Below are 14,817 nucleotides of genomic sequence, written 5' to 3' on the forward strand. Positions count from 1 at the left end.
GCAGGTCCGGGCCGTGGGGCGGCAGGTTCCGTCAGGCCGCGCCTCGCGCCGAGTTCGGGCCGTGGAGCGGCAGGTTCGGGCCGCGTCGCGTCAGGCACAGGCCGTGAGGAGGCGGCCTCCGGCCGTGTCGCGGCGGGTTCCGGCGCTGGGACGGCGGCTGCCGGCCTCGGGGCAGCGGGTTCAGGTCGCGTCGCCGCGGGTTCCGGCCGTGGGGAGGCGGGTTCGGGCAGGGTGCGGGCGAGCAGCCAGCTCAGTACGGGCATCAGGATGAGCGGGGCGAGGGCGGTGCGCAGGGACGTGGCGTCGGCGAGCCGGCCGATGAGCGGGCTCACCAGCCCGCCGGCGCTGACGGCAAGGCCGAGGGTGATGCCGCCTGCCGTGCCGACCCGTGAGGGCAGATAGTCCTGGCCGAGGGTGACCTGGAGGGAGAACGGCACGTAGAGGCCGGCGGAGGTCAGCGCCACGCACGCGTACAGGGCCGGGCCGGGGACGAGGACGAGGCCCGCGATCGCCAGGGCCGACACCAGGTACGACCACCGGCAGACCGTGACCCGGTCCCACCGCTCGGCCAGCGCGCCGCCGAGCACGGAGCCGATCGCGCCGCCGGCGTAGAGCACGCACAGCGCGGCGGTGCCCGCGCCCGCTCCGCCGCCCAGGCGCTGCTCGGCGTACAGGGACAGGAAGGTGCTCAGGCCGATGAAGGCGATCGAGCGGCACACCACCGCCAGTGACAGCCGGACGAACGACGCCTTGTCGTCGGGTCGGGCCTGTCCGGACCGCGCGGACGTACCGGCGGAGCGGGCCGGTGGGCGGCCTCGGGGAGTGCGCAGGACGGCCAGGCAGAGCGCGGCCCCGGCGAGCGCGGGCAGCGCCAGCAGCGGGGTCCAGCGCAGCCCGCCCGTGCCCACGACGGCGGCGACCAGCAGCGGGGCGAGGGCGAAGCCCAGGTTGCCGCCCAGCGAGAACCAGCCCATGGCGCTGTGCGAGCCCCCGCTCGCGAGCCGGGCGACGCGGGCGGACTCGGGGTGGTAGGCGGCCACTCCGATCCCGGTCACCGCCATGCACACGAGGGTCGGGCCGTAGCCGCCGTCGAGGCCGGAGACGGAGATGCCGAGGCCGGCGAGGAGCGTGCTCGCGGGGAGCAGCCAGGGGACCGCGCGGCGGTCGGTGAGGGCGCCGAACAGCGGTTGTGCCACGGAGGACAGCAGGGAGGCGGCCAGGACGACACCGGAGGCGGCGGCGTAGCCGTACCCGCGCCCGGCGACGAGGAAGGGGATCAGGGCCGCGACGGCGCCCTGGTAGACGTCGACGCAGGCGTGCCCCACGGACAGCAGGGTGATCGAGGCGTTCTTTCGCACCTCGCCATGCTGCGATCGGGTGAGAGTGTCGCGCTTTCGATAAACTGCCAGTCCATGACAGAAATCCGCCATCAACCGATCGCCCCGACGCACACCCGGTTGCTGGCGTCCCGTGCGGGGATCGACGCCCACCGGCACGACGACCACCAGATCGTCTACGCGGGCCGGGGGGTGGTGGCCGTCACCACCGACGCCGGTTCCTGGGTCGCCCCGGCCACCCGTGCCCTGTGGGTGCCGGCCGGCGCGGTGCACGCGCACGAGGCGTACGGGGAGCTGGAGTTGCATCTGATGGGGTTGCCCGCGGCCGAGAACCCGCTGGGCCTGGACACCCCGACCGTGCTCGCCGTGTCCCCGCTGCTGCGCGAGCTGATCATCGCCCACACCCGCACCCCGGACGAGGGCAGTCCCGAGCGGGCGCGGCTGCGCGCGGTGCTGCTGGACCAGTTGCGGGCCTCGCCGCAGCAGCCCCTGCACCTGCCGGCGCCGTCGTCGCCGCTGCTGCGCGCGCTGTGCGGCATCCTGCTCGCCGATCCGGCGGACGGCCGTACCCTCGCCGAGCTGGGCCGGGAGGTCGGGGCGAGCGACCGTACGCTGTCGCGGCTGTTCCGCCGCGAACTGGGCATGACGTTCCCGCAGTGGCGCACCCAGGCGCGGCTGCACCGGGCGCTGGTGCTGCTGGCCGAGCAGACCCCGGTGACGGCGGTGGCGCACCGCTGCGGCTGGTCCTCGGCCAGCGCTTTCATCGACGTCTTCCGGCGCGCCTTCGGCCATACGCCGGGCGCGCGCCCGGCGGACGCCGGCGGGGCCCGCCCCGTCCCCGGTGCCCCCGGCTGACAAGCCTGCGAGGACCCACGCCACCGGCGGAGCTCTCCTGCGTGGCCCGTGGCGTGGCGCGTCCGGTCGCGGCAACCGGCGGCGTGGCGCGTGCCGCGCCGCCGGGGCGCGCGGCGAGGATGGCGCTCGGTGACGGCCCCGGGAGCAGCAGGCGGAAAGGCGGAGGCGGGTATGACGGTGAACCGTGTCGGCCTGGTGGTGCACGGCGGACGGCCCGAGGCGGTGCTCGCCGCACGGGCCGTGCGCGAGTGGTGCGCCGAGCACGCGGTGGGCTGCGCCGACATCGACGTGTGGCAGGAGGGAGCGCGGCACAGCGCGCTGGAGGAGGTCGAGGCCGCGGGCGATCCCGACCTGATCGTCACCCTCGGCGGCGACGGCACGTTCCTGCGCGGCGCCCGGCTGGCGGCCGAACACGACGCCCTGGTCCTCGGCGTCGACCTCGGCCGGGTCGGCTTTCTGACGGAGGTTCCGGTCTCCGCGGTGCGCGTGGCGCTGGACGCCGTGCGCGACGGGCGGATCACGGTCGAGCGCCGGATGCTTCTGACGATGCGTGCGTCGTGCCGGCTGGAGGTGCCGGCGCAGATGGAGGCGCTGATGCGGTACGGGCGCGGGCCGATGCTCCCGCCGCCCCGGGTGCGCCCCGAATGCGAGACCGGGAACGAGTGGGGCGTGGCCCTGAACGTCACGGCGCTGAACGACGTCGTCGTGGAGCGGCTGACCCGCGACCGGCAGGTGTCGGTCGGCGTCTATCTGGCGGGCCGGCTGCTCGCCTCGTACTCCGCGGACGCGCTGCTGGTGGCCACGCCCACGGGGTCGACGGCGTACAGCTTCGCCGCGGGCGGTCCGGTGGTCTCGCCGCGCGCCGACGGGCTCGTCTTCACGCCGGTCGCCCCGCACATGGTGTTCAACCGCTCGGTCGTGGCCGCCCCCGACGAGCCCATCGGGCTGCGGGTGCTGGAGCGTTCGGGCCAGGCCGCGGTGAGCATCGACGGCCAGTTGCGCGGGGTGCTGAGCCCCGGGGACTGGATCGGCGTGTACGCCGCTCCGCACCGGCTCAAGGCCGTGCGGCTGGGCCCGACGGACTTCTACGGCCGGCTGCGCGAGCGCATGAACCTCACCGACGCGCCGGCCGCGCTGGCCGACGGCGAGGCGGCTCCGCTGTGGCCGGTCAGCACTCCCCCGCCCGGCGACCTGGCCCACCTCGCGCTGCCCCCGGCCCCGGCCGACGGACCGCCCCCGTCGTGAGCCGGGCCCGCTACAGCTGCCCGCCCTCCTGGATGTTCACCCCGTCGATCGTGACGACGTCCGTCCGCTCGGAACCCCCGACGACGCGGATCCAGCTGTCCACGGTCAGCTCGTGCCCGCTCAGGGCGATCTTGAAGCCGCCGTACATGCCGGGGACGGGGAACCAGCACACCGGGTGCGCCAGTTCGGTCAGCACCTCCACCTCCGGCAGCCGCATCCCCTGCTGGGTGGCGAGGTCGGTGCCGTCCTCCAGTCCCGCCCGGTGCCGGATCAGCCGGTGCAGGTGGTATTGGAGGCGGCCGGACACGTCGGCGGGCAGCGGGTGCCGGACGTCCGGGCACAGCGGCGCGGTGATGTGGTGGTGGCCGCGCCGTGCGGCGATGTCCACGGCGCGCGCCCCGTCGCCGGTACGCAGGGTCCGCCACGCGCCGGCCTCCAGCAGCCGCTCGACCGTCTCGGCCGGGGCACCGTGCCAGGCGGCCTGGTGCAGCGGCGTGAACCCGCTACGGCCTTCCAGCCGCGCGGTGTTGACCCAGTCCCGGTTCTCTGCGAGGAGGGCGAGCACGTTCCGCCAGTGACCGTCCCGCGCGGCGTCGGCGAGCCGGTCGCGCCGTGCCGCGTATTCGTCCTTGAGGCTCGACCTGCGGGTGACGCCGTCCCAGTGTGCGACTTTCTCGTGATCCACACGGGCGAGTGTAGGAACCCGCCGTGGGCCACCGCCACTTCGGTCGCCCCGCGACAGCGCGCCTCCGAGGCCGTGGTCTTCGACACACGGCGAGCCGCACCGGCTCACCGCGAGAGGGCGTCAGAACGCCCACCGCGTGTGCGTGTAGACCCCGTTGTCCCGGCCGAAGCCGTACGCCGTGTCCGGGGCCACCGCGAACAGCACCGCATCCCCTGTGCGCAACGCGTCCCCGATCCCGTGGAAAGTGCCCTCGGGTGAGGTGATGTGCGAGCCGTACTTCGCCTCGTACGCCGCGATGGCCTCCTCTGTCACCGCCGGATCGGCCACCCGCTCCGCCCTGCCCTCGACCACGAGGTCGAGTCCCTCGGTGAGCGAGTTGCCGCCGGTGGTCAGCGCGCAGTGGGCATGATGGGCGAGGTTTCTCGCCTTCTGTTCCCCGGGGCCGGTGGAGAAGTACAGCACCCCGTCGTGCCAGGCGGCGATCACAGGGGTCACGTGCAGCCGGCCGTCGCGGCGCACCGTGGACACCCAGAAGATCTCGGCGGCCTCCAGGTGCCGCTGGGCCTCGGCCCATTCGGTGGCGGTGGCGTTCTCGGCACCGGGCCGGGGTCGGAGCGCGGAACTGTAGCGGGCGTCGAGCGAGGCCGTGGGCTGTGGCCGCGCGGGTTCCTGTGTCGGCATGACGGGTCTCCTTCCTCTCCTCCCTCATAACGACCGCCGGGCCGGGCAGAAATCATCGCCGGACCGCTCCCGTACACGATCGGCTCCCTGCCTTCCGGATGGGAGCGGGAGAACGAGCGGCGCATCCGACGACACGGCCGTACGGGAGTCAGCGTCTGTCCGGGGCGGCCAGCCGGTGCAGTCTCAGGGCGAGTTGGATCTCCAGGGCGCGGGCGGGGGTCTGCCAGTCCGCGCCGAGGAGCCGGCCCACCCGTTCCAGGCGCTGGGCGACCGTGTTGACGTGGACGTGGAGGGCGTCCTTGGTGCGGGCCGGGCTCATGCCGCAGGAGAAGTACGCGTCCACGGTGCGCAGCAGTTCGGTGCCCCGCCGCTCGTCGTAGGCCACGACCGGGCCCACGGTGCGCTCCACGAATCCGGCGACGTCCCGTTCGCCCGCGAGGAGCAGGCCGAGGAAGCCGAAGTCCTCGGCCGCCGCGCCGTCCCCGGCCCGGCCCAGCAGACGCAGCGCGTCCAGACAGCGGCGGCCCTCGGCGTAGGCGCCGGCCACGGTCTCGGGCCGGGCGGCGAGGCCCGTGACCGGGGCGGAGGCGCCGACCGTGACGGGTTGGCGGACGGTCCTGCCCAGGTGGCGGGCGGTGCGGCGGGCCACCTCCGTGGCGCTGTCCCCGGCGCCGAGCGGCAGCAGCAGGACGGTGCCGCCGTCGCGCGCGGCGGCGAGGCCCTGCCGGGTGGCGGCGAGATGGGAGGCCGCCGCCCACAGGCGCCGGCGGGCCGCGGCCTCCTCGTCGGCGTCGGCGGCCGGGCCGTCGAGGCGGGCGGCGAGGACGACATGGGTCGCGTCCAGGTCGGCATGGAGCCGGGCGGCGCGCTCGCGCAGCAGGCGCGGGTCCCGGTCGCGGGCGTCCAGCAGGTCGTCCAACAGCTCGCCCCGTACGCGCTGTTCGGCCTCGGCGGCGGAGCGGCGGGCGAGCTGGAGCAGCGAGGTGACCATCGCCGCCCGCTCCAGCGTGCGCTGGTCGACGGGGTCGAGGTCGGGGTGTCCGCGCAGGATCAGCGCGCCGAGGACTTCGCCGCCCGCGGCCACCGGGGCGATCCAGTCCCGGCCGTGCCGTGCGGCATGCCCCGCGGCCCGCGCGGTCTCCAGTGCCTCGGCCGGTGCCGCGCCGGTCTCGGTGAACTCCACGGTGCCGTCGAGGACTTCGGAGACGGCGGCGGCCACGTCGTGCACCCCGCCGCCGCGCAGGACGAGTTCGGCGAGCCGGTCGTGGACGTCCGAGGCGCGTTCGATGACCGCGCTGCGGTCCCGGATGATCTCGTTGGCGCTCTCCAGGCCGGCCAGCGCCGCACGGGTCTCGGTGAGCAGGTTGGCGGTGTCGATGGCGGCGGCGGCGAGCGCGGCGAAGGAGCCCACCAGGGCGATCTGCTCGCGTTCGAAGACGCGGGCCCGGCGGTCGGCGGCGAAGAGGACGCCGATGACGTGCGGGCCGAGCACCAGGGGGACACCGAGGATGGCGACCAGGCCCTCGTCGCGGACGCCGGCGTCGATGGTGCGGGTGTGCTGGAAGCGGGCGTCCTCGAAGTAGTCGTCGGTGACGTACGGCCGTGTGGTCTGCGCGACCAGTCCGCCGAGCCCCTCCCCCAGGCCGAGCCGGAGCTGCTGGAAGCGGGCCGAGACGGAACCCTCGGTCACGCGCATGTACGTGTCGCCGTGCGCCGGGTCGTTCAGGGTGAGGTAGGCGACGTCGGTGCCGAGCAGGGAGCGAGCGCGCTGCACGATCGCCCGCAGGACGGCGTCCAGATCGCGCAGGCCGGCGAGATCGTGGGCGGTCTCGAAGAGCGCGGACAGCTCCGCCTCGCGGCGCCGGCGTCCCTCCAGCTCGGCCCGGACGCGCAGGGCGTGCGCCCTGGCCTGCTCCAGCTCGGCGATCCGCGCGGCCGGCCGGCCCTCGGCACGGGCGAGCAGCACCGGCTGCTCGTACGCCTCCACCGAGGCGTCGCGGGCCAGCAGCTCCAGGTAGGGGACCTCGGGGCTGTGGCAGTGTGCCGGCTGGACGTGATCGCGAGACATGGTCACAGGATTCCGCATCATCGGCCCGGCCCGCCGAGCCTGTGGACAACTCCCCCGCGCTCCGGGGCGTCCTGAGCTCCGGCGCCCCGGCTGTCGAGGCTCCGAGCCGGACGCTCCCGGTGCTCCCCGTCAGTGGGCCGTCCACCCACCGTCGAGCACCAGCGACGTGCCGGTGACGAAGGACGCCTGGGGGCCGCACAGATAGGCCACGGCCTCGGCGACCTCCTCCGGTTCGATGAGCCGCCGCACGGCGCTGTCCTTCAGCAGGACCTCGGACAGCACGCGCTCCTCGGGAATGCCGTGCGCCCGCGCCTGGTCCGCGATCTGCTTCTCGACCAGAGGGGTGCGCACATAGGCCGGGTTCACACAGTTCGACGTGACCCCGTGGGGCGCGCCCTCCAGTGCGGCCGTCTTGGACAGGCCCTCCAGACCGTGTTTGGCGGCCACATAGGCCGACTTGAAGGCGGAGGCACGCAGACCATGGACCGAGGACACGTTGACGATCCGGCCCCAGCCCCGCGCGTACATGTGCGGCAGCGCACCGCGCATGAGCCGGAAGGGCGCCTCCAGCATCACGGTGAGCACCGTGTGGAAGACATCGGGCGGGAACTCCTCGATGGGACACACCAGTTGCAGGCCCGCGTTGTTGACCAGCACATCGGTACCGGTGGCGGCCCGCTCGGCGGCGTCGAGGTCGGTGAGGTCCAGGACGTGCGGTACGACGGTGCCGGGAAGGCCGACGGCCCGCTCCGCCTCCGCCGCCAGCTCGGCCAGGCCCGCCGCGTCGCGGTCGACGGCCCGCACCTCGGCCCCGGCGGCGGCGAGCCGCAGCACGCACGCGCGGCCGATGCCGCCGGCGGCACCGGTGACGAGGGCGGTGCGGCCGCCGAGGTCGGGAGAGAGCGGCTGGGAGTGCGGGCCGGACGGAAGACTGGAGGCGGTCATACGGCGACCCTAAGCGGCACCCACCCGTCACCACATGTGGTGCGAACCCACACTTCAGTCAAGGGTCGTAGGGTCAAACCATGTGGGTTCCTCGCACATGGCCTGCTTGATCCGGAAGAGACCGAACTCGTTGAGGTCGGGCAGCGCGTCCGGGGCGAACCAGCCCACCTCCAGCGACTCGTCGTCGTTGACCCGGGCCTCGCCGCCCACGGCGCGGCAGCGGAGGGTGATGTCCATGTACTGGCAGGTGTCGCCATTGGGGTAGGTGACCGGCTCCAGGGCCTGCACCAGGACGATCCGCTCGGCGACACAGCGCACCGCGGTCTCCTCGAAGACCTCTCGCACGGCACAGGCCGCGGGCTGCTCGCCCGGGTCCGCGATGCCGCCGATCACCGACCACTTACGGGTGTCGGCCCGCCGGCCCAGCAGGACCCTGCCCTCGTCGTCGAAGACGATCGCGGTGACCCCGGGGAGCCAGAGCAGCTGCTGGCCGGCCGAGGCCCTGAGCGTGCGGATGAAGTCAGGAGTAGCCATGACCTCGACCCTAACCGGCCTCGCGTGCGCTCTCCTGTCGGTTCGAAGTCCACGGGCCGGTCGTACGGTTACCCGTCGCCGGTGCGCCGGGCGCGCAGCCCGGACCCGATCGCCCAGCCGAGGCCGCCCGCGGCGATCAGCACGAGGGCGGTCTCCGGGAGGACGCCCAGCTCGGTCGCGGGGGTCTCGGAGGTGCGCAGCGGCACCTTCTGCACGAGGTAGGCGGGCACGAACATGCCGGTCTTCTGTGTGATCCTGCCGTCCGGCATGATGATCGCGCTGACCCCGCTGGTCACCGGCACGGTGACGGTGCGGCTGTGCTCGACGGCACGGATCCGGGACATGGCGAGCTGCTGGTAGGTCATCTCGCTGCGGTCGAAGGTGGCGTTGTTGCTGGGCACGGAGATCATCTCCGCGCCGTCGGTGACCTCGGAGCGCACGGCCCAGTCGAAGGCGGCCTCGTAGCAGGTGACGAGCCCGACCTCGGCGCCGTCCAGGTCGAACACGCCGGGCTTGCTGCCCCGGCTGAAGTCCTGGCGGACCATACCGGTCCAGTTCTTGTTGATCGCGCCGACGAGCCCGCGCAGCGGGAGGTACTCGCCGAAGGGCTGGATCTGCCGCTTGTCGTAGGTCTGCGTCGGCCCCTTGGCCGGGTCCCACAGGATCTGCTCGTTGAGCAGCTTGCCGTCGCGCTCCACGACCGCGCCGACCGAGACGGGCACGCCGATCGCCTTGGCGGCCTCGTCGATGACGGCGGCCGCGTCGGGGTTGGCGAAGGGGTCGATGTCGGAGGAGTTCTCCGGCCAGAGCACGAAGTCGGGACGCGCGACCTTGCCCGCCTTGACATCGGCGGCGAGCCTGAGCGTCTCGCGCACGTGGTAGTCGAGCACGGCCCGCCGCTGGGCGCTGAACTCCAGCCCGGAGCGCGGCACATTGCCCTGGATGACCGCGACGGTCCGGGTGCCGTCCTCGGCCCGGTCGTTCACCAGCGGCCGTGCGGCCACCGCGCCCACCACCGGGACGGCCACGCTCAGCAGGGCCGCGGCCGCGGCCGACCGCTGCACCGCCCGAGTGCGCCGCCCTTCGACGACCAGGCGTACGACCTCGTAGAGGCCGAAGCCGCACAGCACTACGGCGAAACCGAGCACCGGGGTGCCGCCCACCGCGGCCAGCGGCAGGAAGACACCGTCCGCCTGACCGAACGCGATCTTGCCCCAGGGGAAGCCGTTGAACGGTACGCGCGCGCGTACCGCCTCGCCCGCGATCCATACGGCCGCGGCCCACACCGGCCAGACGGGCAGCCTGGAGACGGCGGCGATCCCGACCCCGACCAGGGCGACGAATATCGCCTCGACGGCGACCAGGGCCAGCCAGGGACCGGGGCCGACCTCCACGCCGGTCCACACGAGCAACGGCAGCAGGAAGCCGAGTCCGAAGAGGTAGCCGAGGCCGAGGGCTGCCTTCCAGCTCCGGCCGCGCAGCACCCGGCCGAAGCCGGCGAAGGCGGGCAGTGCCAGCCACCACAGGGGACGCGGCGGGAAACTGACGTAGAGCAGCACTCCGCAGAGCGCGGAGGCGAGGGCCGGGACCAGGCGCAGCAGGCGGGCGCCGCGCGTGCCGGAGGCGGACGGCTGGAGCTGGTCCGGCTGGTCCACGGAGGTTGCGGTGACGGTCACCCGGGTGAGTGTACGGCGGCCGACCTGGCCGCGAACAGCACGGTTCGAGGGCCGGCACCGGCAGCGACCCGGGGCGGTCTCCGCTGGTCACCGCCGTGTGGCAGGCCGCCGGGCCCCGGGAGCGCACCATGCCGGCAGGCCCGGCCCGGCCCCGGCCCGCCCCCTTCTCACCACGCTCCTCATCACGTTCTCACCACGCTCCTCATCACGACGATCCGTCGCATCTCGTGCCCAAAGCGGTCATCAGCCGCTACGGTGAGCCCAGCCTCGGCAGTGCGGCCGGATACGGCGCCGTGCCCTGTCGTGGCCGGGCATGGGTGTGCGGGGGACGAGGGGCGGCGGGGTGGGCTCGACCGAGATGAGGCCTGCGGCCGGTACGGCCGCGGTGAACACGGTGAACGCCGTGAACGTCAGAGGAAACGTTTCTGACGGCGCCGGCATGATCCTGCTCGGGGCCTGTGCCGGGTGGGCGCTGATCACCGCGGCGGCCCACGACGGACGGCCCGAGGGCGTGCTGCTCGCGGTGCTGGCCGTGACCGCCGGTCACGCCGTCGGCCGGGTCTCCGGAGCCCTGCTCCCGGTGGCCGCGCCGTGCGTCGGCGCGCTGGCCGCGCTGGCGCTCGCCGTGGCACAGCCCGATCTCTCCCCCGGCGTCTGGTACGCCACTCCGCTCGGCCACGCCGGCGGCACGGCCGCCCTGCTGGCACTGGCCACGGGAGCCGCGTGCTGTGCCGCCTGGGCCGCGCCCCGACCGGCACTGCGGCTGGGGCTGTGGGCGCTGGCCGCCGCGGTCGTACCGACCGCGGCCGTCCTCGGCTCGAGGGCCGGTTGCGCGGCGAGCACCGCCGTCCTGCTGTGCGCGGCGGCCGCGGGCTCGGTGACCCGCCGGGGTCTGTCCCTGCTGGGGATGGCCGCAGCGGCGGCCCTGGTCGCCGGGACGACCTGGGCGCTGGCCGCCGGTGTGCTGCCCGACGGGCTCGCGGGCGTGCTCGAAGGGCGGCTCACCGTGCACCGGGTGGGGCTGTGGCAGGACGCCCTGCGCATGGCGGAGCGGCACCGGGGCCTCGGGGTCGGCCCGGACCGCTTCGGCGAACTGAGCCCGGCGGCGACGCAGACGGTGCCCCCCGACGGCAAGCCGCACTCGGCCCTGTTGCAGGTGGCGGCGGAGCAGGGGCTGGTCGGGGTGGTGCTGACCGGGGCCACGTTCTGCTGGGTGCTGCACGCGCTGTGGCGTACACCTCGCTCGACGCCGGTCGCCCTCACCACGGGCGCCGCCCTGACGGCGCTGGCCGCGCTCGCCTCGCTGGGCAACGCGCTGAGCTTCACGTCGGTGACGGCGGGCGCCGGGCTGCTGGCCGGGTGGGCGACGGCACGGCCCTGGGCGCGCGAGGGGGCGGAGCCGCGGCTCTGAACGACGGGGCCGCCCCGGCGGGCGGCGTCAGGCGGCCGGGCCGGGCGTGCCGGTCCGCAGCCGGGCCCGGATGACCCGTACCGCCGACTCCGCGTTGTCCACCGTGATGGTGAAGGTGTGGCCGTCCCACAGGCGCAGCACGACGCCCTCGCCCCGGCGCACGACGACCGCGGTGCCCTTCTCGGGGCGCCACCGGTAGCCCCAGCCGCCCCAGTGCCGGGGCGTGACCAGGGCGGTGAAGTCGGCGCCGGCCACCTCGGAGAGCGGGATGCGGCGGCGCGGCAGCCCTATGTGGCCGCAGCGCACCTCGACGCACTCCTTGTCGAGCCTGAGGTCCACGTGCACGAAGGCGAGCGTGCCGAACAGGACCAGCAGTCCGGCCGCGATGCAGCCCACGACGGACATCGCCAGCGGGGCGATGCCGGAGGTCCAGGCAGAGTCCACGGCCAGCTCGATGCCGAGCGCCATGCACGCCGCGCCGACCAGGGCCAGCAGCCACTGGACGCGGTTGGTGGCCCGCCCGGTCCAGACGTCGGAGTGTGTGGGGTCCTCGGCGTGGGGGTGGTCCCTCATATTCATGAGGTTACTCAGGTTTCGCCGCGCGGGTACCGGCGTGCGGAGGACGACGGGCCCGGACGCGGCGCGACGGGGCTCGCGCGCGGTCCGCCGTCGTCGCCGGTCAGCGAACCGGGCTGACGGCCCGCAGGAAGCGGCCTTCCTCGTACGCGAGGGCGGTGTCGGGCAGCGTGGCCTCGCGGCCGCTGAGCAGCACCGTGAGGGTGGTGTCGCCGACGGCGTCGGGGTCGGGCTCGGTGCCGATCCGGCGCAGGGCCTGGGCGGCCACCGCACCGGCGGAGCCGTGCAGGACGAGCGGCTGGGCGTCCGGGCGCTGGACGGCCGCGCGGATCCGCTCGCCGACCAGCTCGTAGTTGGTGCAGCCGAGGACGACGGTGGTGACGTCCTCGGGGGTGCGGGCGGCGGCCGAGGCGATCGCGGCCTCGACCGCGGCCTCGTCGGCGTGGTGCACGGCGTCCGCGAGGCCGGGGCACGCCACCTCGGTGACGGTGACACCGGCGGCGAACTGCTCGATCAGACCGCGCTGGTAGGCGCTGCCGGTGGTGGCGGGGGTGGCCCAGATGGCGACGTGACCGCCGCCCGCGGCAGCCGGCTTGATCGCCGGGACGGTCCCGATGATCGGCAGGTCCGGTTCGAAGCGGGCCCGCATCTGCGGCAGGGAGTGCACGGACGCGGTGTTGCAGGCGACGATCAGGACGTCCGGCTCGTGGGCGGCGGCCGCCTCGGCCACGGCGATGGCGCGCTGCGTGATGTCCTCCGGGGTCCGCGGCCCCCAGGGCATCCCGTCCGGGTCCCAGGAGAGCACGAGATCCGCGTCGGGCCGCAGCCGCCGTACCGCGGCGGCGGCGGGGAGCAGGCCGATTCCGGAGTCCATGAGCGCGATCTTCACCCGGCCACGATAGACGATCCGTCCTTGCGGACCGCCCGGGTGGGGCAGACTGCGGCCGTGAGCGCCCTGATGTGGATCACCGTCGTCTCGCTGGCCGCCTGGTGCTGGCTGCTGCTCTGCCAGGGATTCTTCTGGCGCACGGACGTGCGGCTGCCGCCGCGCCGGGAGCCGGACGCGTGGCCGTCCGTGTGCGTCGTCGTACCGGCCCGGGACGAGGCCGCCGTGCTGCCCGCGAGCCTGCCCTCGCTGCTGGCGCAGGACTATCCGGGGCGGGCGGAGGTCGTCCTGGTGGACGACGGGAGTACGGACGGCACCGGTGAGCTGGCCCGTGAGCTGTCCCGGCGGCACGGCGGTCTGCCGCTGACGGTGGGCTCGCCCGGGGAGCCGCCGGCGGGCTGGACGGGCAAGCTGTGGGCGGTGCGGCACGGCATCGGCCTGGCACGCGCGCGTGATCCCGAGTATCTGCTGCTGACGGACGCGGACATCGCGCACGCCCCGGACAGCCTGCGCGCGCTGGTCGCGGCGGCGGGGGCCGGGGGCTTCGACGTCGTGTCGCAGATGGCGCGGCTGCGGGTGGCGAGCCTGTGGGAGCGGCTGGTGGTGCCGGCGTTCGTCTATTTCTTCGCGCAGCTGTATCCCTTCCGTCGGATCGGCCGCCGGGGATCGCGCACGGCCGCGGCGGCGGGCGGCTGTGTCCTGCTGCGCGCGGACATGGCGGAGCGGGCGCGCATCCCGGACGCCATCCGGCACGCCGTGATCGACGACGTGGCGCTCGCGCGCGCGGTGAAGGGCGTCGGCGGCCACGTCTGGCTGGGGCTGGCCGAGCGGGTGGACAGCGTGCGGCCCTATCCGCGGCTGCACGACCTGTGGCGGATGGTCTCGCGCAGCGCCTACGCCCAGTTGCGGCACAACCCGCTGCTGCTCCTCGGTACGGTCGCCGGGCTCGCGCTGGTCTACCTGGTGCCGCCCGCCGCCCTGGTCGCGGGCGCGGCCGGCGGCAGCGTGGCGACGGCCGTGCTCGGCGCCCTGGCGTGGGCGGTGATGGCGGGGACGTACGTGCCGATGCTGCGCTACTACGGCCAGCCGCTCCGGCTCGCTCCGCTGCTGCCGTTCACCGCGCTGCTGTACCTGCTGATGACGGTCGACTCGGCCGTGCAGCACTACCGGGGGCGCGGGGCCGCCTGGAAGGGCCGTACGTACGCGCGTCCCGGTGCCGTGCCCGACGAGGGCTGAACCGGGTCACTTGCGGCCGGGCGTCCAGTTCATGCCCCAGCCGTAGGCGCGGTCCACGGTCCGCTGCGGGCTCACTCCGCGCTCCGGCACCAGGTAACGCGCCTCGCGCTGGACGAGGAGGTCGCCGCCGGTGTTCGTGATCAGGGCGAGTGCGCACACCGTCGAGGGGACGGTGCACTCGTCGAGCGAGAAGTCGATGGGTGCGCCGTGCTGCGGCCTCAGGGTGACGGTGGCGTGCAGGCCGGCGAAGGAGTCGGCACCCTCGTAGATGGTGACGAAGACGAGGATGCGCCGGAAGTCCTGCCGGTGGTCGAGATTGACGGTGAGGTTCTCCCCTGCGGCCACGGCACCGGTGCGGTCGTCGCCGTCGAGGTGGATGTACGGCGGCCGGTGCAGCGATCCGAAGGCGTTGCCGAGGGCCTGGACGACCCCCTTGCGGCCGTCGGCGAGTTCGTACAGGGCGCACAGGTCGAGGTCGAGGTCCCGGCTGCCACCGCCTCCCCAGCGACCGCCCCGGCCCGAAAGCTGTCCGGTCGCCTGCCAGTTGAGGTTCACGCGCAGGGCACCGGATGTTCCGCCCTGCTTGGCGAGCGAGACGGAGGGGGCGGCCTTGGTGAGCGTGACCTTGGACAGGCGGACCGGCGCGGGGGGCGGTGGGGCGACCGTGGGTGCCGTGGGGGGC

14 protein-coding genes are annotated in these 14,817 nt (G+C 74.6%); 4 read left to right on the forward strand and 10 right to left on the reverse strand.

Going from position 1 to position 14,817, the window contains the following annotated elements:
- The coding region (locus BIV23_RS41415; protein ID WP_107471428.1) for an MFS transporter at nucleotides 1-1,358 on the reverse strand (1,358 nt) is incomplete at its 3' end.
- A 54-nt stretch (nucleotides 1,359-1,412) separates the two neighbouring features.
- Between BIV23_RS41415 and BIV23_RS41420 the strand changes: the two genes are divergently transcribed.
- Entirely contained in the window at nucleotides 1,413-2,192 is a 780-nt protein-coding gene (locus BIV23_RS41420; RefSeq protein ID WP_071386174.1) for a helix-turn-helix transcriptional regulator, read from the forward strand.
- Nucleotides 2,193-2,363: 171 nt separating this feature from the next.
- Nucleotides 2,364-3,437: an NAD(+)/NADH kinase gene (locus tag BIV23_RS41425; protein WP_071386175.1), complete on the forward strand. Its 1,074-nt coding sequence runs from the start codon at nucleotides 2,364-2,366 to the stop codon at nucleotides 3,435-3,437.
- 10 nt (nucleotides 3,438-3,447) lie between these two features.
- Here the strand turns inward: BIV23_RS41425 and BIV23_RS41430 are convergent, their stop codons facing one another.
- From BIV23_RS41430 to lnt, 6 genes are all read right to left on the reverse strand, one after another.
- The gene (locus tag BIV23_RS41430; RefSeq protein ID WP_071386176.1) at nucleotides 3,448-4,122 is read right to left on the reverse strand and encodes an ankyrin repeat domain-containing protein; all 675 of its coding nucleotides are present in this window, start codon (nucleotides 4,120-4,122) and stop codon (nucleotides 3,448-3,450) included.
- A gap of 120 nt (nucleotides 4,123-4,242) precedes the next feature.
- Nucleotides 4,243-4,803 (reverse strand): pyridoxamine 5'-phosphate oxidase family protein, encoded by a 561-nt coding sequence (locus BIV23_RS41435; protein ID WP_071386177.1) that lies wholly within the window; start codon nucleotides 4,801-4,803, stop codon nucleotides 4,243-4,245.
- Between the two features lie 148 nt (nucleotides 4,804-4,951).
- A complete protein-coding gene (locus tag BIV23_RS41440; protein ID WP_071386178.1) occupies nucleotides 4,952-6,871 on the reverse strand; it encodes a helix-turn-helix domain-containing protein in 1,920 nt (639 codons plus the stop codon).
- Nucleotides 6,872-7,000: 129 nt separating this feature from the next.
- Nucleotides 7,001-7,816 (reverse strand): 3-hydroxybutyrate dehydrogenase, encoded by an 816-nt coding sequence (locus BIV23_RS41445; RefSeq protein ID WP_071386179.1) that lies wholly within the window; start codon nucleotides 7,814-7,816, stop codon nucleotides 7,001-7,003.
- 54 nt (nucleotides 7,817-7,870) lie between these two features.
- A complete protein-coding gene (locus BIV23_RS41450; protein ID WP_071386180.1) occupies nucleotides 7,871-8,350 on the reverse strand; it encodes an NUDIX hydrolase in 480 nt (159 codons plus the stop codon).
- A 68-nt stretch (nucleotides 8,351-8,418) separates the two neighbouring features.
- Nucleotides 8,419-10,026, reverse strand: a complete 1,608-nt coding sequence (lnt, locus tag BIV23_RS41455) for an apolipoprotein N-acyltransferase (protein WP_071386181.1) — start codon at nucleotides 10,024-10,026, stop codon at nucleotides 8,419-8,421.
- Between the two features lie 439 nt (nucleotides 10,027-10,465).
- On the opposite strand from lnt, the gene BIV23_RS41460 reads away from it, so the two are divergent.
- Nucleotides 10,466-11,437, forward strand: a complete 972-nt coding sequence (locus tag BIV23_RS41460; protein ID WP_071386184.1) for an O-antigen ligase family protein — start codon at nucleotides 10,466-10,468, stop codon at nucleotides 11,435-11,437.
- 27 nt (nucleotides 11,438-11,464) lie between these two features.
- Here BIV23_RS41460 and BIV23_RS41465 read toward each other — a convergent pair whose 3' ends face one another.
- Both BIV23_RS41465 and BIV23_RS41470 read right to left on the reverse strand, forming a co-directional pair.
- Nucleotides 11,465-12,010, reverse strand: a complete 546-nt coding sequence (locus tag BIV23_RS41465) for a hypothetical protein (RefSeq protein ID WP_071386182.1) — start codon at nucleotides 12,008-12,010, stop codon at nucleotides 11,465-11,467.
- Nucleotides 12,011-12,116: 106 nt separating this feature from the next.
- Complete coding sequence (locus BIV23_RS41470; protein ID WP_071386183.1) at nucleotides 12,117-12,902, reverse strand: glutamate racemase; 786 nt, start codon at nucleotides 12,900-12,902, stop codon at nucleotides 12,117-12,119.
- Nucleotides 12,903-12,971: 69 nt separating this feature from the next.
- Here BIV23_RS41470 and BIV23_RS41475 point away from each other — a divergent pair, with 69 nt between their 5' ends.
- On the forward strand, nucleotides 12,972-14,135 hold the full coding sequence (locus BIV23_RS41475) for a glycosyltransferase (protein WP_079173740.1): 1,164 nt from the start codon (nucleotides 12,972-12,974) through the stop codon (nucleotides 14,133-14,135).
- Between the two features lie 6 nt (nucleotides 14,136-14,141).
- Here BIV23_RS41475 and BIV23_RS41480 read toward each other — a convergent pair.
- Nucleotides 14,142-14,817 (reverse strand): TerD family protein (locus BIV23_RS41480; protein WP_425443578.1); only part of this gene is annotated, 676 nt, incomplete at its 5' end.

The sequence above is a fragment of the Streptomyces monashensis genome (assembly GCF_001866665.1).
In the GTDB taxonomy this organism is placed as follows: domain Bacteria; phylum Actinomycetota; class Actinomycetes; order Streptomycetales; family Streptomycetaceae; genus Streptomyces; species Streptomyces monashensis.

Coding starts and splice junctions, on each gene's coding strand:
- BIV23_RS41420 (WP_071386174.1), top strand. CDS start 1,413: ATGACAGAAATCCGCCATCAACCGATCGCCCCGACGCACACCCGGTTG.
- BIV23_RS41425 (WP_071386175.1), top strand. CDS start 2,364: ATGACGGTGAACCGTGTCGGCCTGGTGGTGCACGGCGGACGGCCCGAG.
- BIV23_RS41435 (WP_071386177.1), bottom strand. CDS start 4,803: ATGCCGACACAGGAACCCGCGCGGCCACAGCCCACGGCCTCGCTCGAC.
- BIV23_RS41440 (WP_071386178.1), bottom strand. CDS start 6,871: ATGTCTCGCGATCACGTCCAGCCGGCACACTGCCACAGCCCCGAGGTC.
- BIV23_RS41445 (WP_071386179.1), bottom strand. CDS start 7,816: ATGACCGCCTCCAGTCTTCCGTCCGGCCCGCACTCCCAGCCGCTCTCT.
- BIV23_RS41450 (WP_071386180.1), bottom strand. CDS start 8,350: ATGGCTACTCCTGACTTCATCCGCACGCTCAGGGCCTCGGCCGGCCAG.
- BIV23_RS41460 (WP_071386184.1), top strand. CDS start 10,466: ATGATCCTGCTCGGGGCCTGTGCCGGGTGGGCGCTGATCACCGCGGCG.
- BIV23_RS41465 (WP_071386182.1), bottom strand. CDS start 12,010: ATGAGGGACCACCCCCACGCCGAGGACCCCACACACTCCGACGTCTGG.
- BIV23_RS41475 (WP_079173740.1), top strand. CDS start 12,972: ATGTGGATCACCGTCGTCTCGCTGGCCGCCTGGTGCTGGCTGCTGCTC.